The sequence below is a fragment of the Qipengyuania marisflavi genome (assembly GCF_005884405.1).
Classification (GTDB): domain Bacteria; phylum Pseudomonadota; class Alphaproteobacteria; order Sphingomonadales; family Sphingomonadaceae; genus Qipengyuania; species Qipengyuania marisflavi.
Map to the genome: position 1 here is coordinate 1 of NZ_VCAO01000002.1, position 24,849 is coordinate 24,849.

At 62.0% G+C, this 24,849-nt stretch carries 17 protein-coding genes and 1 tRNA gene; 6 read left to right on the plus strand and 12 right to left on the minus strand.

Annotated elements, in window-relative coordinates; translation table 11 throughout:
- Positions 1-255 (plus strand): IS3 family transposase (locus tag FEV51_RS04540; protein ID WP_171033042.1); only part of this gene is annotated, 255 nt, incomplete at its 5' end.
- A 455-nt stretch (positions 256-710) separates the two neighbouring features.
- Here FEV51_RS04540 and FEV51_RS04545 read toward each other — a convergent pair.
- From FEV51_RS04545 to sppA, 5 genes are all read right to left on the minus strand, one after another.
- The gene (locus tag FEV51_RS04545) at positions 711-3,410 is read right to left on the minus strand and encodes a DEAD/DEAH box helicase (protein ID WP_138616435.1); all 2,700 of its coding nucleotides are present in this window, start codon (positions 3,408-3,410) and stop codon (positions 711-713) included.
- Entirely contained in the window at positions 3,403-10,578 is a 7,176-nt protein-coding gene (locus tag FEV51_RS04550; protein WP_138616437.1) for an ATP-binding protein, read from the minus strand. The genes FEV51_RS04545 and FEV51_RS04550 overlap by 8 nt, the downstream gene beginning before the upstream one ends.
- A gap of 344 nt (positions 10,579-10,922) precedes the next feature.
- Positions 10,923-11,576, minus strand: a complete 654-nt coding sequence (locus FEV51_RS04555) for a MerR family transcriptional regulator (protein WP_138616439.1) — start codon at positions 11,574-11,576, stop codon at positions 10,923-10,925.
- A 212-nt stretch (positions 11,577-11,788) separates the two neighbouring features.
- A tRNA-Val gene (locus FEV51_RS04560) sits at positions 11,789-11,863 on the minus strand.
- Positions 11,864-11,974: 111 nt separating this feature from the next.
- Positions 11,975-13,858, minus strand: coding sequence for a signal peptide peptidase SppA (gene sppA / locus FEV51_RS04565; protein ID WP_138616441.1), 1,884 nt, complete (start codon positions 13,856-13,858; stop codon positions 11,975-11,977).
- 112 nt (positions 13,859-13,970) lie between these two features.
- Here sppA and FEV51_RS04570 point away from each other — a divergent pair, with 112 nt between their 5' ends.
- Positions 13,971-14,996 carry an aspartate carbamoyltransferase catalytic subunit gene (locus FEV51_RS04570; protein ID WP_138616443.1) on the plus strand — a complete coding sequence of 342 codons (1,026 nt, stop codon included), beginning with the start codon at positions 13,971-13,973 and terminating at the stop codon, positions 14,994-14,996.
- Positions 14,993-16,225 carry a dihydroorotase gene (locus FEV51_RS04575; protein WP_138616445.1) on the plus strand — a complete coding sequence of 411 codons (1,233 nt, stop codon included), beginning with the start codon at positions 14,993-14,995 and terminating at the stop codon, positions 16,223-16,225. Before FEV51_RS04570 ends, FEV51_RS04575 begins: the two co-directional genes overlap by 4 nt.
- Positions 16,226-16,296: 71 nt before the next feature.
- Here the strand turns inward: FEV51_RS04575 and FEV51_RS04580 are convergent, their stop codons facing one another.
- Genes FEV51_RS04580 through FEV51_RS04590 form a run of 3 tightly spaced genes read right to left on the minus strand, consistent with a single transcriptional unit; the run spans position 16,297 to position 18,963 of the window.
- Positions 16,297-17,658 (minus strand): SPOR domain-containing protein, encoded by a 1,362-nt coding sequence (locus FEV51_RS04580; RefSeq protein ID WP_171033043.1) that lies wholly within the window; start codon positions 17,656-17,658, stop codon positions 16,297-16,299.
- A gap of 38 nt (positions 17,659-17,696) precedes the next feature.
- Positions 17,697-18,218 (minus strand): hypothetical protein, encoded by a 522-nt coding sequence (locus tag FEV51_RS04585; protein ID WP_138616449.1) that lies wholly within the window; start codon positions 18,216-18,218, stop codon positions 17,697-17,699.
- A 25-nt stretch (positions 18,219-18,243) separates the two neighbouring features.
- Positions 18,244-18,963 (minus strand): ParA family protein, encoded by a 720-nt coding sequence (locus tag FEV51_RS04590; protein ID WP_138616451.1) that lies wholly within the window; start codon positions 18,961-18,963, stop codon positions 18,244-18,246.
- A 215-nt stretch (positions 18,964-19,178) separates the two neighbouring features.
- Here FEV51_RS04590 and FEV51_RS04595 point away from each other — a divergent pair, with 215 nt between their 5' ends.
- A complete protein-coding gene (locus FEV51_RS04595; protein ID WP_138616452.1) occupies positions 19,179-20,243 on the plus strand; it encodes an SPOR domain-containing protein in 1,065 nt (354 codons plus the stop codon).
- A gap of 59 nt (positions 20,244-20,302) precedes the next feature.
- Complete coding sequence (locus tag FEV51_RS04600; protein ID WP_246034444.1) at positions 20,303-21,589, plus strand: DUF418 domain-containing protein; 1,287 nt, start codon at positions 20,303-20,305, stop codon at positions 21,587-21,589.
- Here FEV51_RS04600 and FEV51_RS04605 read toward each other — a convergent pair.
- Positions 21,586-22,074 (minus strand): DUF2721 domain-containing protein, encoded by a 489-nt coding sequence (locus tag FEV51_RS04605; protein ID WP_138616454.1) that lies wholly within the window; start codon positions 22,072-22,074, stop codon positions 21,586-21,588. The genes FEV51_RS04600 and FEV51_RS04605 overlap by 4 nt on opposite strands.
- Positions 22,075-22,079: 5 nt before the next feature.
- Entirely contained in the window at positions 22,080-23,489 is a 1,410-nt protein-coding gene (der, locus tag FEV51_RS04610) for a ribosome biogenesis GTPase Der (protein ID WP_138616456.1), read from the minus strand.
- A 121-nt stretch (positions 23,490-23,610) separates the two neighbouring features.
- Between der and FEV51_RS04615 the strand changes: the two genes are divergently transcribed.
- Complete coding sequence (locus FEV51_RS04615; protein ID WP_138617228.1) at positions 23,611-24,243, plus strand: CHAP domain-containing protein; 633 nt, start codon at positions 23,611-23,613, stop codon at positions 24,241-24,243.
- Here the strand turns inward: FEV51_RS04615 and FEV51_RS04620 are convergent, their stop codons facing one another.
- Together FEV51_RS04620 and FEV51_RS04625 are read right to left on the minus strand one after the other, a co-directional pair.
- Complete coding sequence (locus FEV51_RS04620) at positions 24,244-24,528, minus strand: DUF3297 family protein (protein WP_138616458.1); 285 nt, start codon at positions 24,526-24,528, stop codon at positions 24,244-24,246.
- A 53-nt stretch (positions 24,529-24,581) separates the two neighbouring features.
- On the minus strand, positions 24,582-24,761 hold the full coding sequence (locus FEV51_RS04625) for a hypothetical protein (protein WP_138616460.1): 180 nt from the start codon (positions 24,759-24,761) through the stop codon (positions 24,582-24,584).
- Positions 24,762-24,849 lie beyond the last annotated feature (88 nt).

The following is a 24,849-nucleotide window of genomic DNA, read 5'->3' on the forward strand; positions in this document are numbered from 1 at the left end:
GATTATCAAAAGATGCTGCAGGCTTACGGCCTGCGGCCATCGATGAGCGGCAAGGGTAATTGCTATGATAACGCCTCTGTCGAGACATTCTTCAAAAGCCTGAAGGCGGAACTAATCTGGCGGCAGAGCTGGCCAACACGGCGACAAGCCGAGGCCGCCATCTTCCAGTACATCAACGGGTTCTACAATACCCGCCGCCGCCATTCATATCTGGGCGGCATCAGCCCGCTCGCATTCGAAGCCAAAGTGGCATAATGAGATCAGTGACCGGCACAAAACCGTTACAAGTCCAGACCGCTGCATATTCACTGGATGATCCGCTGGCCCTTCAGAAAATGTGAGCGCCTCGACTATTTCCTACGGCGGCAATATCAGCGAGAATTTTTCAACGCTAAGCCCGGCTCTGTCAGATTGGGGAGGGTGCGCCATTCCCCGGCCGCTGCAGCATACATCGTGAAGGGTATCGATCCGCCATTTGCCAACCATCATCACATTGACCATATCCCTCAGGGACCGATTAATCATCGCCGGATCATAATATCGAGATCGCTTGGACCGACCGCGCGAAAGCGGGCAAAACAAGCTGGACGAGACCCCCTTCCAAAAAAACGAAAAGCCTATTTCAAGAAGTTCCGAAAGGTCGATATTGATCAGCTGATAACGAGGTCAAGAGGGGCCCACCGCGCCAAGACACAACAGCGAACTCTATTCTAATCATCATCGTCTTCCGGCACCAGTAGCACTTCACCGCGCACCGATGGGCGGGTCATCCCCTCGGCCAGCTCTCTTGCATTCTTGCCGATATGAATAATCAAATCCTGCGCCAGATCGGTCAGCTGCTGGCCGGCGGCCTGAGGCGAGGGAAGGGTCTCGTCGGCCGCGCCGACCAGGTTCAGCCGCTTCAACAGCTCCCAGTCGCGCAGAATTTCAACAGTCCCATCAGCCAAACGGCAGGCGCCGACCACGATCCGGCCCACTGTCTGGCCGTGGCCGGTAATTTCGTCAGTTATCGAAGTAATCAGCAGCGGGACTTTGAGACGGCTGCACCGGGCCAGAAAAGCTTCACGGTCAAGGCTTTCCTTTAGCGCGCGGTCGAGGAGGCTGTGCCCAATGCCGATCAGGCGGGTTGGCGCCTGCTTGCGGTCGATTGGGGCATTACGGTCGAACACCAAGCCAGTGTAGCGTTTGGCAATGGCATAATCGGTTTTCCTCCATTCATCGGGCGCGATCACTTCCATGCCATCTTCGCGGTTCATCGCTCGCTTGCCTTGGCGCTCGAGTTCCAGCTTAAGAAAACGCTCAAGATCGGGAAGGTCGACTTTGGGAATATTATTGCCAACCTGCGCGAAATCGAAACGGGTGACATTGCCAAGCATGTTGCGCACACTCTTGACGAGATCTTCCCCACCGATGGTGGCAGATGCCTGATCGAACCATGTGCTAACTCCCTCGCGAGCAGGTTTGCTATCGGCTCCGAAGCGGGCTTGGCCTTCGGCAAACATGACTTCGATCGAGGGGCCACTGAGGCCCACCACCAATTGCGAGATATCCTCTCGCTCGTCCATCGCCACATCCAACGCTGCCTGGATGCGTTCAAGCTTCGCATTGAGCAAATCCCAGATGCGGGCCTCGACAGTGGCCGGGTTGCGCAGGATGAACACCTGCACCGGCCTTGTCTGGCCATACCGCGACAGCCGGCCCACCCGCTGATGAAGGCGCATCGGGTTCCATGGCATGTCAACATGGACCAGCGTGGCACATCGTTCCTGCAAGTCGATCCCTTCGCCAGCGGCTTCAGTTGAAACCAGGAAACGCACCTTACCAGCGTTGAAATCGTCTGCCGCGGTCTCGCGGGTGGAGGATCGCGGACCGTAGCTGCCATCGGCACGCAGTAGGTTTTCGAGTTTGCCTTCGCCGTTGATGAAGGCGCAGCGGCCATACCCGAAACGGGCGTGCAGAGCATTGACTACCAGTGCCTGCGTCGCCTTGTATTCGGTGAACAGCAGGACCGGCTCGTCTTCGGGCAGGTCGGTCACGATTAGCTCCACAAGCCGCTCGATCTTTTGCTCGCTGACGATCGGCTCGGCGAGGTCGAGGAGTTCCTCGAGGCGCGCAACCTCACCGTCCATCAGTTCGGCAAGCAGCCTTGCCGATGCCTCTTCGTCGAGCACCGCAGCATCGTCGAGCGTTTCGGGCTGGTCGGTGGCAGCGATGGTAGCGCGCGCATTCTCGGCGACTGAAGCCAGCTTGTCGCGACGCTTGATCAGCGCGCTGCGGATGGCTGCGATCGAGCTTGCCGCCAGCTTCTGCAAGGCGATGAGCAGAAGCATGCGAGCCGTCTGCGCCTGTCCGGAAAGGTTCGAGGCATAGGCTCTCCCGTCGATGATAAAGGCGCTCAAAGTGTCATAGAACGCTGCCTCCGCATCCGAGAATTGATATTCGCGGCTTTCCACCGTCACCGGAGTGAACAGTTTCTCGCCCTTAAGGTCGGTGACCTTGGCCTTGTTGTTACGGATCATAAACTCGGGAAGCGCGGCGAGTTGCTCCTCGGGATCCTTGTCCGGCCCGAACCGCTCGTTGTCGAGCAGGCTCAAGAGCGAGAAAAAGCCGTGGTCCTTCCCGCGATGGGGCGTGCCTGTGAAAAGAAGCAGCGACTTGATCTTGCCCCGGCGCTCCATCTCCTTGAGCAGTTCGAGCGACAGTGTTTCGCCGGTGCGATCGTCGGCGTGCAGGTGGTGCGCTTCGTCCACCACCACCGCATCCCACGGCTCGGCATCGAGAAAGGCGCTAGCCTCCGCGCGTCCTTCGGATACCTCCTGCCTGAGAGTGTGGACCGAGGCGACCACCATCTGCGTCACGCCCCAGAAATCGGCCGAGGCCTTGGCGATCTCGCGGCCATACATCTGCAGCCGCAGGTCGAACATCTCGTAAAGCCGCTTCTGCCATTGCGGCACCAACTTGGCGGGCGCGAGGATCAGCAGGCGGCGCACCTGCGCCCGGGCGACTAGCGGCATTAGAACCAGCCCGGCCTCGATCGTCTTGCCGAGGCCCACATCGTCGGCCACGAGCCAGCGGAACGGCCACTGCCGGTTGACCTTATGGCAAACCCACAGCTGGTGCGGCAGCAATTGCACCCGCGAACGCGAGAACACGCCCCACTGATCATTGACCGAACGGATCGCCAGTGCGCTGGCGCGCAACAGGCCTTCGGCGCTGTCGTCGAAAGCCCCACTCTCCAGCGCTAAATCAAGCGAACGCGCGCGCACAAGTTCACTGCGCAGCACGGAATGGATCTCGCCCCCGAACCGCACGACGACGGCGTCCCCGCTATCGACGATGACTTGTCCGCTGCCGTGGAGCGGATGCGAAACTGGGGTATGCGGGGCGAGGAAGGTGTTAGTTTCAGGCATCGATGGTAAGCCTCGGTAAAGATTCTGTGTTCCAGCTTCCGCTTAGGATTTGTTGGCGGGCGAGGGGGTATCCCACGCTCCGGGTGCGGGTGTTGAGGATTTCCAGCGGCAGATCCCCATCAATGCCGAACGGAGGCTCGGCTTCCAGCAATTGCGCGACCTCATCGTGGATGCGCCTGCCTTCATCCACCCCGGGGGAGAAGGTGCCAAGCCCGATTTCCTCGGAAAAGTTACGGATGCGCTGGCGGGCGCTCCAGGCGAAAGGCTGCACCAGTTGGGCCTCATCTGGTTCGTAAAAGCCGCGCCGGGCCAGTTCGCGCACGATCCAGTTGGCACCCATGCCGATCGATCTTGCCAGCGGGGCGGCGTCGATGCCCATTCGGGCGATGATCTGGCTTTGCGAGGGGCGCAGCAATTCGCGCAGGCTGAAGGGATTGGCCACCTGTTCGACCATTTGCGGCAAGGCGGTGAGGATCTGGCGATAGGCGTCCAGATTGCGGGCGATCAGGCACATATCGCCAAGGCAGCGGCGCCAGTGCTGAAAGTCTTCGTCGGCACCGATCTCGCTCCATACCCACAGCCTTTGGGCATATTTGGTCAAGGCTTCGTCTTCCACGCTAGCGAGTTCGTGCCACCAATCCTCCCTTACTCCACGCAGAACGAAGTTGCGCGATTGCTTGGGAGTGATGCGGCCCAGCGTCTGGAACGAGGCAAGCGAGAGCATGGTGAACCAAGCTGTGTCGTCGTCTGCTTGCAGTTTCTGGGCGCTGCACAGATCTTCCAGCTCGCCGTAGGTCCGCATGTCGTGTTGCTCGACAAGCTCGGTGCGATCGGTTTCCCACCACTCGGCAATGTCCCAGAGGATGTCTTCGGCTTCGCGGACAGGCGGCGGGGTAGGGGTAGGAGCATCGGCATTCAGCCACGCCAGCAGGGTGCCGAGTTGCTGCGACGAAAGCTCCTGGTGTGCCGGCTGCGCCAAAAGCGCGTCTGCATCGCTAAGCCAATTCAGTCCTGAGATCGCCTTCGGGTTCTGCGCTAGATAAATGAGTGCCGCCTCGCAGCGGGCGTGATCGCGGTGGGCATCCTTGAGGTGTTCGCGCTCGATCTGGGTGCTGTAGCCCTTAATCGAGCGGGCTAGCTGGGCAAAGTCGACGCCGCGCGCCTGATAGTCCGGGTGAAGCCGGGCTTGGGGCGGCATAAAAGCAGCGCGCAGCCGTTCGGTTTCGCCTTCTTGGCCCTGGCGAGGATCCTGCGCGAACCAGAGATTATGAACTTGCACAAACTTGCCGTCTGCTGCCCTCAGCTGCACATCTTTGAGCGCATCTTCGACGCGCTTTCTTTCTTCCGGAAACCAGCGTTCACGTTCGCTGGCGTTGAACACCTCGCCGACCATGGCCGCAGTTTCGGCAGTGATCTGGGACCGGCAAATCCGCCTTGCCATAGTGCCAAGGTCAATGGTTTCGGGCGCAGCAAAGCCCAGCCTTTGAAGACGGTTCGCCCAATTCTCCTCAACATGATTGGCTTTGGCATCGCCAGCGCCGGGCCAGCCCTCGACCTTCTTGCGCACCTCGGGATCGGCGAGCGTGTGACTGTAGACGCCATCGACCTCATTCGCACTCACTAGCCTACCCGAAGCGAGTGGCACCACTGCCCGGCTCCCGATCAGTGCTGCCAACCCCCGCAGTTCTCCACCACTTGCGCCGTGCAGATACTGGGCGAGATGGTCGTTGAGGTCGTGCATCATTCGGTCGATGAGCGCGGCAAAGAAGGCATCGCGGCCCTGCTCGGCAAGGCCTGCAGCAGGCGCGATCGTATCCCACTTGTCGAAAAGTTCTAGCAGCCGCTCGCCCAACGGCGCGCCGCGCATCTGTATGGTTTTTAGCGCGCTTGCGGCCTCGCCGTGCAGTTTACGGCGGCCCTGATCCATTTCGAAATTTCCGTCGATCAGCCACTCGGTGCGTAGATCTTCACCGTCTAGCGGGGCCAAGTTCCACAGGCGGCTCCAGTCCTTCGCAAAGTTTGAAGGCATACCATCGAGCAGCCGCAAATAGAGCTGATGGCCTGCGCCAAGGTCAAGCCGCAGCGTGCGCTTGTCTTGCCCGTATTCGACCAGCGCGATAGTCGGCGTGATAGATTGCACCAGTGCCTTGCCGCTGGGCTTGTCCAAGTTATCGAACAGCACCACTTCGCCAAGGTCGGAAGCGACTACGGGCAGAAACTCGGCTACCCTCGCAAACTGATCGAATGCGCGCTTAGCCGCATCGGCCATGCCCGGCGCGATCGGCATCTCGATAATCGTTGCTGGCGCATCGGGCAGGTTGTGCTTCAACTGCAAGTCCCGGCCTTTCTCCCAGTTCAGTGGGATCATACCGCCGCGGATGGCAAAGCGCAGGCGCCCGCTGGCGACCCGGGTTTCATCGCTAAGCATATGGCAGGTCTTGAAACCCAGCCCGTGCTTGCCTCGATCCTCGCTCGCCTTCTCGGAGGAATCCATGTCCAGCATGTTATCGAGATCGCGCTCAAAGCGTTGGGGCGTCCTAGGGCCGCCTGCGACATTGATCGGCCGTCCCCAGTGGATCACACGCAGGGTGGCAATTGTGCCGTTCTCATCGCGCTCTGCTTCTACCCGCATATCGGTTTGCTGGCCGTTCTGGTGTGCGGCATCCACCGCGTTTTGGAACAGCTCGAAGAGGGTGCGTTCGGGTGCGTAGCCGCGGCGATGTATCTTTTCGCGAATGGCCTGCAACAGTTCGCCTGCTGCCTCCTCACGCTTGATCGCCTGCCACAGGTTCTCCTTGGCTCGGTTGCGTGCGGATGCCTCGTCGCCTTCGCGGCGCCCGGTCTTGTGATCCGCATCGTAGATGCTGAGCGCCTGCTTGAGGTAGTCACTACGGTCCAGCTTCTTGACGCGCTCGTAGAGGCCATCCTGGATGTCTTCAATCAGGTTATCAAGCGTGGCCTGATCAGAGGCGAGATAGCTGTCGAGAAGCTGGAGAAGCGCGCCACGCTGTTCGTGCATCCGCATGGTGATGGGATCGGCCAGTTTGCTGACGGCTTCACGCAGCATGGTCGTAGCGTGGTCAAGGTCACGCGGCTCGCTCGCTGACATCGTCAGCTGCCAGTGATTGGGCGCAAGCTTGGTGCAGTCGTAGAGCAGCGTTCCATCAGCCCCGGACCGTGCCAGCGTCTCCACACCGGCGGCCGACATGACGAGGGCTTGCCCCTCTTGCAATGGAACCACGGTAAACTGCTGAGCCTGAATATTCTCGTAGGCGCCAAGTCGCCGCTTCGAACAATCTGCGATGTCCGCGCAAATGTCCTCATAGTTTGGGTTGCCTTGGAACTGCCCGGCAACTCTGCGCAGCTCCGGGCCGCGGCCAAGCATGGCGAGGACCATCAAGACGGCGCTGTGCAACTCGTGAAACTTGCGAAAGGGGGCAAACAGTTCGCCTATGCGGCGCTCCAGCGGTTCCCCTGCAATTGTCGCGGAGGTGCGGGGTGGCGCATGGTTTTCAGGCCGTTCAAACCCACAGTGGGCGGCGAGGCAGGCTGTATCCTCAAGGCCGGTCCTTGCAAGCGCGAGACAGTCGGCACGGCTAAAGGTGCCCGCCTCGCTTTCGACCAAGAGGTCGGCGGGTAGGAACTCGCTTGCTGCGCGCAGGCCTTCGACATGGGCAGCATAGCCCGCCCGCCACAAGTTCCGGGCGGCTTCGCTCAGGCGCCCCTCCTGGCGGTCTGAGGCGAGCTCCGCCAGCGCATTGAGCTGGTCGATCGCGGCATCTTCATCCGGCGCGGGAAAGGTGATCCCGGTGAGCAACTGGCTCCACCTCTCGTCATCCTCGATTGCGCGCAGGGCACTCGAGAGCAGCGGCCAAAGATCATCGTCGATCCTGCGCCCGGCTTTGGCCAGAGCGCAGAGATCGGCGCGCTGTTCGCGCAGGTCGACAACCAGACCGCTCCTGTGCTGCGCCATGTTCTGCAAGAGCAGCCGATAAGAGGCGAGGCGAGTGTGCACCAGCTTCAAGCGTTGCAAAATCTCGCGCTGGTCTTGCGGTAGCTTCTCAATCAGGGCCGGGGCGATACCCAGCGGAAAAGCGGGCCATGCATCGAGCACGCAGGGCAGGAAATCGCGCAGATCGCCAGGCGCCACGGTGCGCCCGTTTACGCGGAGCCATTTTCCTTCGCGCAGAGACTTGGCCAGATCGTCAGACAGGTTGGGGAGCTTTTCGAGCGCAGCGAAGATGTCGGCTGCAAAATCCTCCGGCCTTTCGCTGCCGAGCGCGATGGTGATCTGCCGCTCAGGTGTCCAGTCCGCGATCAGGTCGCGCTGGCGCTGGCCCGCCTGGGCCGGATAGGGATCGACGATGCGCACCAAGTGTCGCATGGCTTGAGGCACCTCAGCAAGCCTGCCGCGCAGGAGATTACTGCAACGATGCAGACCGCCTTCCCCTTGAACCCTGTGCAGCGCCAGCGGGACCAGCGTGTCAGACGGCAGCTGGGCGGAAAGCAGGGCCTCGGCTTGATGCTCGGTGAGGTCAATCTGGCTGCGCTTCAGGCGGCTGCCAAGCCAGTCGATACCCAATTCCTCGACCCTGGCCTTGGTGGCATCATCGGGCGCGATGTGCCTGGCGATGTCCGGATCAAGAATGTGCAGCCCGCGCTCGTCGGCGGAGATCTGATCTGCCAGCGACTTGAGCGGCGAAGGCAGGTCGGCAATGCGGGCCACGCGCGGTTCGTCCTGCAGATCGGGCTGGCCGGTCAGCAGGCAGCGCATCTGCTGCGGCGACATCTGAGCTTTTAGCTCTTTAAACTGGTTCGCGCGGGCGGCCACGGAGCCGAAAGCGCGCGCCTTGCCAAGGACGGCGGCCAGATGAGCGGGAGTGTTGGACGACGAGAGCGTCGTTCCGGGCGACATCTTCAGAGTAACGTTCTGCCGCAGGCTCCAAAGCGTCGGCTCGGTGACCGCTTGCGCAAGGCTGTCCAGCAGATTGATCTTGCCGCCCTGCTGGAACAGCAGCCCCTTATCGACCAACGCGCGTGCTTCGGCAGGCGCTAGCAAAGCATCGCCGCCGTCACCTGCACGTCGCGCGGGGATCACCTTGAGCGCACTGACGCGCACATGCTGTGCCAAGCTGCCAAGATGGGGGCCTTTGGCCAGCACCCGCCCCAGCAAACTGATTGCCTCGCTGCGGACCTTGCCTTCACGTCGCCCCAGCGGTTCGAGCGCTTCCAGCAGGGCAAAAGCATCGTTTTCGGGCAACTCTTGGTCGCTGTCCGCGCGGTTTGCGGCGATCTCCTCGGCGACCCATTCATCACGCAGGCAGAGCAGGGGTGCATTCTGCGCAAGATGAGCGAGCAGTTCCGGGGCGCTGACCGATTTGGGTAAAACAAGGATGCCTGCCGGCCTCAGGTGACGGGTGAGCTTTCTTAGCTCGACCGTCGGTGCCATCTTGCTTTTGGCAATTAAGGCAGCGCGTAAGCTCTCACCAAGGCTCTGTTGCGCAAGTTCGCCCAGCTCCACGAAGCCGTTCGCGGGCGCTTCGAGCAAGGCAGATAGCGTTTTTGCCGCCTTCATGCTGCTCCATGCTGCCTGGCCCATGCCATCGATAATGGCGGCCAGTTCACTGTCGCTCCAAGTCGGAGCGGCAGCGCTTAGCGTGCCGCCTTGGGCAAGCACGATGCCGTGCTGCTTGCGCCATTCGGCAAAGCCTGGCCAAGCTTCGTCCAGCATACGCGGGCGGGTCGCTTCGCCGACCGGAACGGGGCGCAGAGTGGCGGCGGGTTCGATCCCCCAGCGCTGGCCTGTGCCATCGGCCACGCAGGCTAGCGCGCGCTCCCCGCAGATAGCGGCGGCATTGGCTAGCCACCAGTCTTTCGCCTCCTGCAATGCCCTTATCAGGCCGTAGCGCGCGGGGTTGTCGGGCAAGGCCGCGACAGCGCTAGCCACTGCATTGAGGACGCATGGAAGTGCAGCTTCTCGCTGCAGTTCGGCGTTCCAGCGCGCCTTGATGTCATTCCCTCGATGGAGTGACCTGCGATCGCTTGAGACGAAAAAATCGCCGTGCACGATCAGCTCGACATTCTCCTTGCCCTCCAGCGCCGCATCGACGAGCGGGACCTTTTCCTTGTCCCTTTCGCGCGCAGGGTCGCCCAACGGAAGATAGACCGCGTCCCAGACCCGCAGTCGCGCCTGCGCCCCCTCGGCCACCGGATGACGGCAGACGATGGCCCCGCCGTGTGGTGTGGCCTTGTCCCTATCAAGTCCGGTTAGGGTCCAGATCTTGGGCCACTCCGGATCGTGGCGAAGCGCATCGGCCTTGCCGCCAGCCGCATTACGCTGCGCGCCGTGGACAGTTGCCGCCATGCCACTGATGACAAGGGAGCCGCCAATGCTCTCCTGCATTTGCTCCTGTGCCGCGGCGCCCGGACCAGCCAGACGGGCAAAGCCCGGCCTTACCTCTGCCCGCCAAGGCTGCTCGCCCGGGCATGTGATTTCGATGCTTTCAAGGCGGCGCAGGCACGCCAAGGCGGCAAGGAGCTGCTGCCCATCTCGGATGTCCGTAATCGCCTCTTGCGCTGTCCAGTGTGCCCCGGTCAGTCGCATCTGCCTGTCATCCCCCGGGCGCAGGCTTTCGGTCCGTAGCGGGATGCGCAGGACTAGTCCCCCGCTCATGCCTGCAGCTTCGGCCCAGGTCGCGAGCAGCGCCTCGTCGAGTCGGCTCAGTTCTTTCCAGCCTTGGGCATGGTGCGCGACCGGAATGTCTTCATAAGGGTTCAGGACCATCGAGGTTGCCTCGGCCGCGCCATCGAGACGGGCGAACACCGCATAGGCATCGCATAGGTGGTAAAGCGCCTTTTGTCCCAAACCATACCGGCCCACCGCTGCTTCTTGACCGCCTTTACTCCCGCCGGCCGCCTTTTGAAGGCCTTCCCAGTCCGCGCGCGTTACGTTGCCATCGTTGGCCACAAATAGGCCGGGCACCCTCAGCAGGAGGTTCTCCGCCTCAGGAAAGCCATCATGTCCGGCAAGCAGCAGGCGCGTGGCGCCCCCATCGTCGGCGTTCTGGATCAGTTCCTTGAAAATCGTGAAGCCGGTGCCGTAGCCCTCCTGCAGCAGGGTCTGGATTTGTTGAATTGTGGTTTCCGGAGAATGTTTTAGGGCGGTCATGCGGTTTCCTGTGTGGCCGCGGCGGCCTGGGAGAGAGCAGATCGCGCATCTTCAGCAGACTGGCATGACAAATCCGGACGTATCCATTTGCGCGCGGCCGATTTCTCACAGCGGCAATCACCTAAAAAATTGGCCTGTAATGATGCCAGCAGATATTGGCTTATTTTCATTTCCCACAGGTAATTGAGCGTTCTACACTTGAACAGGTTCATAGTCGCGCGAAAGTAGTAGTTGGTGCATTCTTTCGCGCTGAAAGATATCGACGAGCTAGCCGATCGGGTCCCACAGCCGGCTGACGGTCCGCTCACATATTCTCCGAGGATCCTCTCGTCTTGCGGTGTTACCTATCGCGCTACTCTGGTGCCGGCCAGCCGTTCTATGCTCTCCACGCTGATCAGGGTGCGCCGGCCTACCTTCGTCCTCTCTAAAGTGCCGTCTCGCATAAGCTGATCGATTTTGGTTCGACCCAGCCCCGTCGCCTGCACGGCTTGCGCGACCGTTGCTGTAAGGTCGCCTGGTTTGATTGGCGCAACTTCTTTTCTTCTATGCTTGCTACTTTGTGAAGGAATAGCGGAAGATCGACCCACCTGAGGTTCTGAAATTCGGGCGAGGGGCTCCTGAAGAATAATCGAAGGCGCATCCGTGCAATAGCGATCTAGAACCTTGGTCAGGGATGCTTCCGAGAAACTGATACCGGTTATCCGGATTGTCGGTGGTCCACCAGGCAGTTTTGACCCTTCCAGTTGAACTGTGCCCCCGTTCAAAGCTGTCACGATATTGTCTGAAGCGACGATACGACCCCATTCCTCTTGTGGAATCTGAGAATCCCTGACTGTCTTCGTCGGCCCACCCGCGGGCCGTATTTCACGCATCAGGGCATAAGTCTTGATCAGTCCAGCGGCCGCATAATCGGCGAGAAGCTTCTCGGGGGCATCCAAATTGCGGGATTTGACAAGTTGGATTGCCTTGCCGGGCAGGATAGGTCGGTGAAATGACATCGTTCTTCTCGCTCTTTGGCGCTCAGACCTGCCAGCGAAACGTGAAGAAGGGGTAACTTGCTGGATCGATGCTTGAATCGGTTGAAATTGGCTCAGCCAGGGATCGCAAGATCAAGACCCCAAAGCACCGCTGATGTTCGCGGATGCCCACCCAAGTTTTTCATGTTTTTTTCATGGAAACGCCGCCCATCTCTTATAAGTCATTGAAAAGATGGTGGGCGCGGCAAGGATTGAACTTGCGACCCCACCCGTGTGAAGGGTGTGCTCTACCACTGAGCTACGCGCCCGTCCGTTACCCGGAAGCATAAGGCCCGGAATCCGGGACACCTCGGCTGGACAGGGCCGCGCCTTTACTCGGGGGGTGGGTGAATGACAAGCGCCAGATTGGCTCTTGCCGTTCAGTCTGCCAGCAGGCGCACCAGCTTTGCCAGCCAGCCTTCGAGTGGCAGCTGCCCGGCGGTTGCCGCGCGCGACGCGGGACATTCCAGGCAATAGGCCTGCATCCCCTTGGCGTCCATCAAACGCCCAACATCCGCAGACAGCCGCGTGGCCAGCGCCGCATCGCGCCGCGCGAACAGCGTCACGACATCGGCCCGCGCGCTCTCCTCGCCATCACCTATCAGCCAGGTGCGCAGCAGCGTATCATAAGTGCTTTCCTCGGTGCCCAGATAGTCGGCATGCCAGTCCCCATCGGCCAGCTTGGCCTGCTTGGCCGCCCATGCCAGCGCCGCATCCATACCGCCATATTGATCGACCAGACCCAGCTGGCGTGCGGTGCCGCCATCCCAGACGCGGCCCTGCGCCATGGTGTCGACCTTTTCGAGCGTCATACTGCGCGACTTGGCCACCCGTTCCAGAAAATCACGATAGCCGTCTTCGATGGTGGCTTGCAGGATGGCGTCGACTTCGGGGGTGAAGCCGCCAATCAAATCGGGCTGTCCCGACAGCGGCGTGGTGCGCACACCATCGCTGGTTACGCCCAGCATTGCGGCGGTTTCCTCGAAGGTCGGGATGACTGCAAAGATGCCGATGGAGCCGGTGATCGTATCGGGCTCGGCAAAGATGCGGTCGGCGGGGGTAGCTACCCAATAGCCGCCACTGGCCGCGACATTGGCCATCGATACTGCGATCGGGATACCCTTCGCCTTGTGGCGCAGGATGGCGTGGCGGATTTCTTCCGACGCCATGACTGAGCCACCGGGCGAATTGACGCGCACCACCAGCGCAGCCAGATCGTCATCGGCCAGCGCCGCGTCGAGCAGTTCGGCAATGCGTTCACCGCCAGCGGTGCCGGGGCCCGCAGAGCCATCGACAATTTCTCCGGCAATCGTCAGCACACCGATGGCACTACCCGATTTTTCGGGGCGCTGATCTTCAAGCCACGCCGCCAGCGGTGTGGCGGGATAAGCGCCGGGCAAATCGCTCCAGCTGTCTTTCCCGACCAGCGCGACCATGCGCATTTCAAAATCTTTGCGCGTGCCGATCTTGTCGACCAGCCCGGCTGTCAGCGCCGCAGTCGCCAGATCACCCTTGGCCGCAGTAATCCAGCCCACAGGGTCGGAGGTGACCAGCGCGACATCGGCACCGGGGCGCGCCTTTTGCAGGTTCGCGCGATATTCCTCCCACAACACACCATACAGCGCAGCAGCGTTTTCGCGGGCGGGTTCGGACATATCGGCGCGCGAATAGGGCTCGATTGCACTCTTGTAGGTGCCGACCTTGTAGATCCGTGCCTTAACCTTCAGCTTGTCCAGCAAGCCCGAATAATACAGGTTTTCGCCGCCCGGCCCGGCAATAATCGCGCCGCCCAGCGGGTTTACCCAAACCTCGCTGGCGTGGGCTGCCAGCAGCATTGCGTCATCGGCATAGGCGGTGGCGTAAGTCAGCACCGGCTTCTTGGCCGCGCGCACCCGGTCAATTGCCTCGCCGACTTCGGTCAGATGCACCTGGCCTGCGCCTATGAAGCGGTCTAGATCGAAGACAACCGCAGTAATCCGCTCGTCACCTGCAGCCGCGTCCAGCGCGCGGATCAGGTCGCGGGATTGATATTCGCCCATCGGCGCCTGACCGGACAGCAAAGCCTGGATCGGATCGACCCGCGATCGCTCTTCGACAATCACGCCGTCCAGCGCGATCACCAGCGCGCCTTCACGCACAGCAGCGGGGCTGGGGCGGGCGGTCAGAATGGCAAACAGCGCCATGAAGAACAGCAGCATCAGGATGAGCACCAGCCCGTCCTTGATGCCAACCAGCAAGCGCCAGACTTTGCCTGCGAAATGCATATCCGAAGTGTCCCGTGTTTGTGTTCTGCGCCCTAGCTAGGGGAGGAGAGCGGGGTGCGCCACCCGAATATGCTTGAGGGTATGATGGCACTCGATTAAGGGCTCGGCTTTAATGACATCGTTGCCGACATCCAGCCACGCGGCCCGCTATCCAGCGGGCGCGCAGGCCTTCCCGCACCGCGACCTGCTGGGCATTGGCCAGCTGGAGCGCCATGAAATAATGTTCCTGCTCGACGAGGCGGAACAATGGGTGCGGCTGAACCGCCAGCCAACCAAGCATAATGATCTGCTGGCCGGGCTGACGATCATCAACGCTTTTTTTGAAAATTCGACCCGCACGCTGCTCAGTTTCGAGATTGCGGGCAAGCGGCTGGGCGCTGATGTGGTCAATATGCACGCCGCGCAATCGAGCGTAAAAAAGGGCGAGACGCTGATCGATACCGCGATCACACTGAACGCGATGCGCGCCGATGCGATCGTGATCCGCCACGGATCAAGCGGAGCGACCGGCCTGATCGCCAGCAAGGTGGAATGCCCGGTGCTGAATGCCGGTGACGGGCAGCATGAACATCCCACGCAAGGCCTGTTGGATGCGCTGGCCCTGCGTCAGGCCTTGCGAGAGCGGGGCGAGGCAGCGGACGATTTCACCGGGCTGGTGATCGTGATCTGCGGCGATATCCTGCACAGCCGTGTCGCGCGTTCCAATTTGCTGTGCCTTCAAGCATTGGGCGCGACTGTGCGCCTGTGCGCGCCGCCCGCGCTGATGCCCACGGGTGTCGCCGCAATGGGCGCAGAAGTTTTTCACGACTTTGACGCTGCGTTGGATGGCGCGGATGTGGTCATGATGCTGCGGCTTCAGACCGAGCGGATGAGCGGCCAGTTCATCGCGTCGGAACGAGAGTATCACCATCTCTATGGCCTGACCCAGAAACGGCTGGCCAGTGCGCAGTCCGATGCGCTGGTCATGCATCCGGGACCGATGAACCGCGGCGTGGAAATCGATAGCGAAGTGGCTGACATGATCGACCGTTCGATCATCACCCGGCAGGTCGAAATGGGCGTGGCGATCCGCATGGCCTGCCTCGACGTGCTGACGCGCCGCGCGCGCGGGGTCGCGGGATGGGGAGAGCGGCCATGAAACAGCAGCGTCCCCTGACGATTACCAATGGACGGCTGGTCGCCGCAGATGGCCTGCGTGAGGGGGCAATCCGCCTGGTCGATGGCCGAATTGATGCGCTGGGAGACGTCACGCCGCAGGACGGCGACGATGTGCATGATGCCAAAGGCCAGCTGATCGCACCCGGTTTGGTCGACCTTGGCGTGTTCGCCATCGACAAGCCGGCGTTCCGCTTTGGCGGGATCACGCGGGCGGCGCTGATGCCCGACCAGTCACCGTTGCTCGATTTGCCGAGCCGGGTTTCCTACATCGCCAAGAGCGGCAAGCCTGATCTGTGGGTGCACCCGCTGGCCGCAGCGACACGCGGGCTAGAGGGCGAGCAGATTGCCGAGATAGCGCTGATGCGGCAGGCCGGTGCGCGCGGGATTGCGACAGGGCGGCGCTGGATTGCCGATACCGGGGTGATGCTGCGGCTGCTGCAGTATGCCGCCATGCTGGATCTGACAGTGATCGCCCATGCCGAGGATGCGGCGCTGGTCGGCGATGCTGTGGCCACTGCGGGCGAGATTGCCACGCGGATCGGGCTTCCCGCTGCTCCGGCAGAGGCAGAATCGCTGGCGCTGGCCCGCGATATCGCGCTGGCCGAACTGGCAGGCGCACGAATTCATTTCCGCCAGGTCACGACCCGTGCCGGGCTCGAACTGATCCGGCAAGCCAAGGGCAGGGGGCTGCCGGTCACTGCTGGCGTAACTCCTGCGCACTTCATGCTGTCGGATCTGGCAACCGTGGATTTCCGCACCTTCGCCCGGATTTCACCGCCGCTGCGCTGCGAAGATGACCGGCAAGCGGTGCGCGAAGCGATTGCCGACGGGACAGTGGATGTCGTCTCAAGCGGTCACGATCCGCGCGGCCCCGAGGATAAGCGGCTGCCCTTCGCCGATGCCGAGCCGGGCATGGCGGGGGCGGAGACGCTGCTGGCCATGGTGCTGACACTGGTGCGCGATAACTTGCTCGATATGTCGCGGGCGTTCGATCTGGTTGCGGGCAAGCCAGCGCGGTTACTGGGGCTGGAGGCGGGCGCGCTGATTGCGGGCCATGACGCGGATATCGCGCTGGTCGATCCTGAGAAGCCGTGGATCATCCAAAGCCTGCGCATGGAGGCGACGGCGGGCAACACGCCGTTCGACGGTCAGCCCACACAAGGCCGCGTCATCGCGCTGTTCAAGGGCGGCGTTCGGCTGACGGACTAGGCAGCAACGAAAAGCCCCTCCCGGATTGCTCCGGAAGGGGTCTTCCATTCGGTGCTTGGTGAAATGCGCGTTTACCGCGCTGCGACCCGCACGTCTTTGTTGATTGTGCCGGGCAGTGGGTTGCTGGCCGCATAAGCGATGCAACCGGCGCCTTTGCCTTTGACCATCGAGCACATGGCCCGGGCCGAGCTTTTGGCAAAGCCGGTGGCGGCGACACGGTAGTAAATCTTGCCGTTCACGCGCGCCTTGGTGATCTGCTTTTCAGCATTCGCCAGTTCGGGATAGCGTTTCTGGAACTGCTTCCAGGCTGCCTGTGCATCGGACATCGAGAAGTACGAGCCGAGTTGGACATTGTGATCGCCGCCGACAAATTCGAAGCCAGCCTGCTTGGCGGCTTCGGTTTCAGGGGCGAAGGCCTGCGCCACGGTCCCGGCTACCCGCGGGGCGACTCGCGCCCGTGATGCGGTGCGCGGAGCGGGTACTGACTGAACAACTTCCTTCGATACAAAGCGGGTGCCGCTAACCGCAGTGACTGCGGTTAGCTGGGCCAGTCCGGCATCTGCCAGTGCAGCATCACCAGCCTCATATTCAGCCGGAGCTTCGCTTTGTGCGGGCAATTCCGCCGCGAAGGCAAAGTCGCTGACCGGCTGAGGCGCGGGATAATCCTGTGCAGCGCTTTCAGCAGCCAGCTGTTCGACCGCCGGATGGTTGGCCAGCGCCAGCATCGTGGGCTGACCCGGATCCGCGCTGGGCATGACACCCAGCAGGTTCGCGACGCGTGTCAGATATTGTTCGGGCCGGATCATGGCCGCCCACTGGGCCAGCCGTGCACCAACCTGATCGGCAGGAACATCCTCAGCGGCCATCAACCGGGCCGAGCGCCAGTCACCCATCAGGGCATAGGTATAGGCCAGATTCTGGCGGACTTTGGCAGTGTTCTGGCCGCTGCGCAGGGCGTTGCCGAGTACGTGAACACCCTGCTGAGGACGTCCGGCCAGCGCAACCGCCAGGCCAAAATCGGCGGAGTCGAGAGAAGTTTCCCAGCGCTCCAGCGTTGCCAGCGCGCCGCTTTGATCGCCCAAAGCGGTCTGTGCCAGCGCATAGCTGATGACAGTGCGCGGGGCGGTATCGCCCAGCTCGATGGCTTCGGCAAAGGTGGTCACAGCCGACAGGAAGCGGCCCGATTCGAGATAGGCATTGGCGAGCAGCGTGCGCGTATAGGCGTCACGCGGCGTGGCCAGAACAGCCGCTTCGGCATGGCTGACAGCCTGCGAGCTCTTGCCCTTTTCCAGAGCGACCTGGGCCTTGGCAGCAGAATAGGCCGCGCTGGGCGCGACCTTGGCATTGCAACCGGAAAGCATCGTCGATGCCAGCGCCGTGGTGATGGCGAGCGTGACGAGCCGTGTGTTCTTGGCTTTGGTCTCAGTACTCATTGGTACCCCCTGGGTGCGATCCATTGGTTCGCTGATTCTCATTGCGAGTCGCGGTTCACTTGCGCCGCGAGGCTTGCGATTTCGGGCATTTCAGCCAGTAAGTTGTCGAGTGCGTCGGTGACCAGCTGCTGCGCGCTGCAATTGCGCACAGTGCAGGCCAGCCGCAGCATCAGATGCCGGTCATGATCAAGGCGCAGTGTAAAGGCGGCGCGCTTGCCCTGACTGGGTGCCGATTTGCGTTCGACCGGCTTGGCAACTGCCGGCTTTTCAATATGCGCTGCGATCCGGTCGAGCGACTGGCGCACCTGATTGGGTGCGTCTGCCTGCGCGGCCGGTGCATCCTGATTGGCAGCGGCAGCGGGTTTGATCGAAACAACCTGTGCACTGGACGCAGGGGTTTCTTCACCCATGTCGTTCCAGCCCAAATCTTCGAGATTGGCCGCGGCTTCTTTGCCGTCGACAGGTCCCGCGATCCCCGATTGCGGGCGCATGGCAGGCTTGGCCCCACCCTTGCGCGCAAGCAAAGTGGACGAAAGCGAAGCGAAACTGGCGTCAGACATTAAGCGTACCTCCGCCTTCGCGTTCTTACTGAGCCACCCGGCGGCCGAAGCCACCAGCGGGGCGATGTGCGACACCCGGATGCACCGCTTGGGTGTTCGGGGCGGCAAAGACCGTGCGCCGGAAATTCTTCTCCAGCCGGTCTGCGATATATTTCCACAAGGCGGTAACCTCGGCAGCGCTACGGCTTTCCGGGTCCACTTCCATCACCGTGCGGCCATCGATCATCGAAGCAGCAAAATCGGTGCGATGGTGCAGGGTGATCGGGGCGACGGTGCCGTGCTGCGACAGGGCAACGGCGGCTTCCGAGGTGATCTTGGCCTTGGGAGTTGCGGCGTTCACTACGAACACCAGCGGCTTGCCAGCCCGTTCACACAGATCGACCGTGGCACCCACAGCGCGCAGATCATGCGGGCTGGGACGGGTCGGGACGACGATCAGTTCAGCGACCGAGATTACCGATTGAATGGCCATCGTGATGGCTGGAGGGGTGTCGACCACCGCCAGTTTGAAACCTTGCTGGCGCAGGACCGCAAGGTCACTGGCGAGCCGGGCGACAGTGGTTTGGGCAAAGGCGGGATATTCCGCCTCGCGTTCATTCCACCAATCGGCCAGTGATCCTTGCGGATCGATGTCGATAAGGACGACCGGGCCAGCGCCAGCGCGCTGCGCCTGCACAGCCAAATGTCCGGAGAGCGTGGTCTTGCCCGATCCGCCCTTCTGCGATGCCAATGCCAGTACACGCAAGGCTAGGTCCCCCTGATTACGCCTGTGTTCAAATTCGTTGCCGCTGGTTGTCTGCGGCGGTCTCGATGCTGGAAATCGCAGACTACCCCTAATTTTGGGTTAACCTGCTGGCATTTTGCCCGAAATGGTTTGGCAACATTTTGCTAAGCGACGATTTACTATAGTGTATGCGTGAAACCGGCCCTCCCGCAGGGCAGCGCATCAAGGGGCAAGTTATGGCTGGACAGGCAAACCGCATCGGACTTTTGCTTTTGGGGGCCGCATTTTTTTCTGCGAGCGCGCCAGCTGCCGCCGATGTCGAGGCCGGCGTCAATGCCTGGACCAGCGGCGATTATGCAGCGGCGGTGCGCGAATGGGCAACGCCTGCCGCGCAGGGTGACCCCGATGCCCAGTTCAATATGGCGCAGGCCTATCGGTTGGGGCGCGGGGTCGAAGCCGATCCCCGCCAGGCCGAGGCATTGTATGCCAAAGCCGCCGCGCAGGGCCATATCAAGGCAGCTGACAATTACGGCCTGCTGCTGTTCCAGAACGGCGAACGCGAACGGGCCATCCCCTATATCGAAGGGGCGGCAAGCCGCGGCGATCCGCGCGCGCAGTATATTTTGGGGATCGCCCATTTTAACGGCGATCTGGCCGCCAAGGACTGGCCGCGCGCCTATGCCTTGCTGACCCTCGCCAATGGGGCAGGGCTGCCGCAGGCGCGCGCTGCGCTGACACAGATGGACGAATATATCCCGCTGTCAGAGCGCCAGTCTGCACAAACGCTGGCTGCGGCGCTGAAAGCCGAGGCTGAGGCGAGTCGTGCACGCGATCTGGCCGCAGTTGATCTGGCACTGGCTGGAGATGCTCCGGCCGGGCCGGTGGTCACTGCCACAGCACCACCGCCGGTGGCTCCACGCGTCGCCGGTACAGCAAGCGCCGGGGCCGATTATACGCTGCCTGCTGCAAATGACGGCGAGGTGCTGGCGCGCGAAGTCGTGGTGGCATCTGCGATCCCTGCGCACAAACCCGCTCCGGCTACGACTGTAGCAGCGGCCCGCGTATCCGCTCATGGCGGGCCGTGGAAAGTCCAGCTGGGTGCCTTTGGCGTCGCGGGCAATGCCGACCGCCTGTGGGACAAGTTATCCACGCGGCGCGAGTTGGCGGGGCGGGCAAAACTCAAGACGCCCGCAGGCCGCCTGACCAAGCTACTGGCCGGAGGATATGCGACCCGCGCTGAGGCGGACGCCGCCTGTGCTTCGCTCAAGGCCAGCGGCCAGGCTTGCCTCGTCACCCGGTGAGGTCTTTCCCCATGCAACCGGGCTGCTAAGGCGGCGCGCTGAGCGATAGGGGTTAGCCATTGAGCGAATCGGAAAGCGCCACTGCCCCGCAACCGCTGGGCGGCGATGCTGCATCACGGATCGAAAGTCTGGATTTCATTCGCGGCATCGCGGTGATGGGAATTCTGGTCGCCAACATTATCGTGTTCGGTCAGCCGCATAGCGCCGGGTTTTATCCCGGTGCCTTCATTTCTGACCCCGGGACAGGCGCGGATGCCATGTGGGCGGCCCAGCTGGTGTTGGTGGATGGCAAGATGCGCGGGCTGTTCACTCTGCTGTTCGGGGCCGGGCTGCTATTGTTTATGGATAAAGCGTGGGCGCGGGGTGCCACGCGGTGGCTGCAAGTGCGGCGGCTGGCCTGGCTCGGCCTGTTTGGCGCGCTGCATTATTTCCTGCTGTGGCGCGGGGATATCCTATTTCTTTATGCGGTTGCCGGATTGGTGGCATTGCTGGTCGCAGCGCTCTCGCGGCACAAATTGCTGGTGCTCGGCGCGCTGGGTTATGTTGTTGGCGGGCTGCTGGATGCGGGCAGCTCGATCCCGTTCGCATTTGTTGCCGACACAGATATGGGTGACCGCCCGATCTATGCGCAGTTGGCCGCCGATCTGGATGCCAGCAAGGCCGCCGATTTTGCCGATGGGATGCTGGAAACCGCGCTCATCACGCAGGGGCGCTATGGCGAGTGGGTGGCGCATAACGTGTCCGAACATGCCAGCTCCTTCGCATATCAATTGCAGGATTTCTGGATCGAAACGCTGCCGCTGATGCTGCTGGGCATGGCACTATATCGCTATGGCCTGTTTAGCGGGGGCTTGGCAGCCGGACGCCAGCGCCTGTTCGGGTGGATTCTCCTCGCGGCAGGCACCGCTCTGTCCGTTCCGGTTGCGGTGTACACGCTGGCAGGGGGGCTGACCTATTACGGCACGCTGGCGGCGCTCACCGGCTGGCTGGTGGTGCCGCAATTGTTAAGCACTTTGGGGCTGGCCGCGCTGCTAGGCCTGTGGGGAATGCACGCAAATGGCTGGCTGGCCGAGCGGATCAAGGCGGCAGGCCGAGCTGCGTTCAGCAATTACCTTGGCACATCGGCGGTAATGATGATCGTGTTTCACGGCTGGGCAGGGGGATTGTTTGGCCAGCTATCACGCGGGGAGCTGTATCTGGTGGCCGCGGCCACCTGCGCGCTGATGCTGCTGTGGTCGAAGCTGTGGCTGGACAGATTTCGCTATGGTCCGCTGGAATGGCTGTGGCGTTGTCTGACCTATGGCTGCCGCTTCCCGCTGCGCAAATCCCGGCCAGCAAGCGCCTAAGCACCCTCGCGATGGCGCATCCGTTCGCGGTTGCGGTGTGCGGCGGTGCGGGTTTCCAGCAGGAAGAACGTCAGCCCGATGAACAGCAGCGACATCGTTGCGATCCACGCCAGCGCCACTAGCGTGCCCAGCGGGGTGTAAACAAACGCGCTCACAAACAGCAGCACGATTACCACGCTGATGGTCAGCGCCGCCGCTGTGCTGAACATGACCGAACGCTGCGCATAGATGCGCCGCTGTTCCAGCGCGGGCAGTTCCTCGACTTGTTTGCCTGCCGACCCGTCAGCATCGGCCTGCATGATCCGTTCGATCTTGTTCGCCACCCAGATCAGCCGGTTGGTCATCACATTCATGATCGCACCGATCCCGGCGAGTAGGAAGGCGGGTGCCATGCTCAATTGCACAACATGCTGCACGCGTGAGGTGGAGGACGTGCGTTCGAGCAGATCGCTCGCCATCGCTCCGGTCAGGACAAGCAGGTCCATCGCGGTCACTTCTTGGAATAAGGGTTTTTCGGGCTTTTCAGCACGACACGCACCGGGACCGCGTCAAAGCCCAGCTTGGCCCTGATGCCATTGACCAGATAGCGTTCGTAACTGGTGGGCAGCAGTTCCAGACGCGTTCCGAACACCACGAAGCGCGGCGGGCGGGTGCTGGCCTGCGTAATATAGCGCAGCTTGATGCGCCTGCCCTTGGGCGCGGGCGGTGGATTAGCCTCCAGCGCATCGTCGAACCAGCGGTTGAGCGCAGCGGTGGAGACACGCTTGGACCAAGCTTCACGCAGTTCGAATGCCGCGCCCAGCATCTGGTCGAGGCCCTTGCCGGTCTTGGCGCTAACCGCGAACAGCGGCACACCGCGCACCTGCGCCAGACCATCTTCCAGAGCGGCCCGCACGCCGTTGAACAGCGAGCTGGCTTCTTGCGCAATGTCCCATTTGTTGATGGCAATCATCAGCGCGCGGCCTTCTTCGAGCACCATGCTGGCGATCTTGAGGTCCTGATGCTCCAGCCCGCGGGTGGCATCGAGCAACAGCACCACGACCTCGGCAAAATCCACCGCGCGGCGGGCGTCCTGAACGCTCATGATTTCGAGCTTTTCGACGACATTGGCGCGTTTGCGCATTCCGGCGGTGTCGATCAGGCGGATTTCACGCGCTTCACCGCTGGACGGATCGGTCCATTCCCAATCGACCGCAATCGAATCGCGTGTGATCCCGGCTTCGGGGCCCGTCAGCAGGCGATCTTCGCCCAGCATTCGGTTGATCAGCGTGGACTTGCCCGCATTGGGACGTCCGACGATGGCGAGCTTGAGCGGACCCAGCGGCGCATCTTCGCCAGCCTCCTCGGCCAGCTCGATCGCTTCATCGCGGGCTTCGGATTTTGCGCCGATGATCGGCCACAGATGTTCAAACAGATCGGCGACGCCTTCGCCATGCTCCGCTGACAGCGCGACAGGTTCGCCAAAGCCCAGTTTGAAGCTTTCGAAAATTCCCGGATCGCCAAATTTGCCTTCGGCTTTGTTCGCCACCAGCACCACGGGAATGTCTTGCGCCCGCAGCCAGCGCGAGATTTCCTCGTCCAGCGGGGTCACGCCGGCGCGCGAATCGAACACCAGCAGCGCCGCATCGGCGCCTTCGATGCTGACCTCGGTCTGCTGGCGCATCCGGCCGGGCAGGCTTTCGGGATCGTCATCTTCCCACCCGGCGGTGTCGACGATGGTAAATTCCATCCCGGCGATCTCGGCCTCGCCAAAGCGGCGGTCGCGCGTCACGCCGGGCTGATCATCGACCAGGGCCAGCCGTTTGCCAACCAGCCGGTTGAACAGCGTCGACTTGCCGACGTTGGGCCGTCCGATGATAATGACGGTGGGCTTTTCAGGGTGTTTTTCTGGTGCGGACATGATGGCGCGCCAAGTGGCCCCTTGCCGCGTGCTTTGCAAGCAATCGCGCCGCCCGTGGTTAATTCGCATTAACCGTGTGCGGAAGGCCGGCAGCAAGGTTAACGGCCTAACCAGCATGGCCATGAAGGTTAGCTCAACAGCATTCGCCCTGGTCTGCGCCAGCTTCGCCATCACTCCGGCAGCCGCCGAAGATGTGCGCGATTTCAGCGGGAGCCGCGAATTGCGCGGCGCCAGTGATGGCCGTGAACTGGCCCCTTATCTGCAATGCGTTCCCTATGCCCGCACTGTGTCGGGGGTTGAAATATATGGCGATGCGCGCAGTTGGTGGGATCAGGCGCAGGGACGCTATGCAACAGGCAAGCGCCCGCGTGTCGGCGCGGTCATGACGTTCCGCCCGCACCGCAATATGCAATTGGGCCACGTCGCAGCAGTCAGCCGCGTGGTCGATTCGCGCCGCGTCCTGCTTGATCACGCCAATTGGTCTCCTATCGACGGACGGCGCGGGCAAGTCGAAAAGGATGTGCTGGCGATTGATGTGTCGCCGGATAATGACTGGAGCCAAGTGCGCGTCTGGTACGCGCCGCTGGATGCAGTCGGGAACACCGCCTGGCCGGTCGAGGGCTTTATCTACCCGGACACGGCCCGCAAATCGCGCCGCGTCCATGTGGCTCGGGCCGCCACGCCGCCTGCCAATGCTCCGGCGCGCGAGAAAAGCTCCAAACGCTTCCTCGCCGCCTTTGCAGATATCAAATAATCAGTCGGCCTTGGCGACCGGGGCATCCTCACCCAGATCTTCGAACCATGCCTCGACAGGACCGTTCAGCTTGAGTGTCAGCGGATTGCCGTGGCGATCCATCGTCTTGCCTGCCTGAACCCGCACCCAGCCTTCGGAAATGCAATATTCCTCGATATCGGTGCGCTGACGCCCCTTGAAGCGGATGCCCACGCCGCGTCGCAGAATCTCGACATCGAACTGCGAATTCTTCGGATTGACCGAAAGGTGATCGGGCGGGGTGTCGGGTTTGGTCTCTTCAGTCATGGAGCGCCCACTAGTTTGCGTTGCGCGCGCTCGCAAGCCCGATCAGCCGCAAATTAAACCATCGGCGGCGGGGTTTCATCCGGAGTGTGTCCCGGATCGTCATAATCGGGCTGCACCGGCTCAATCTCGTCAGGTTCGTGCATGGGCGCTTCACCTGGGCTGGTCTGCGGCGGCATTTCCTGCGGAGCGTCGGGATTGATCGTATCGGGCTGGGGGTCGGGCTGGGTGGCCATTGGGCAGGTTCCTTCATGCGGGAGGAGATATAATTATAGCAACGCTGCGGACCTTATGTGCGTTCCTGTGGACACGCGCGCGCTTGCG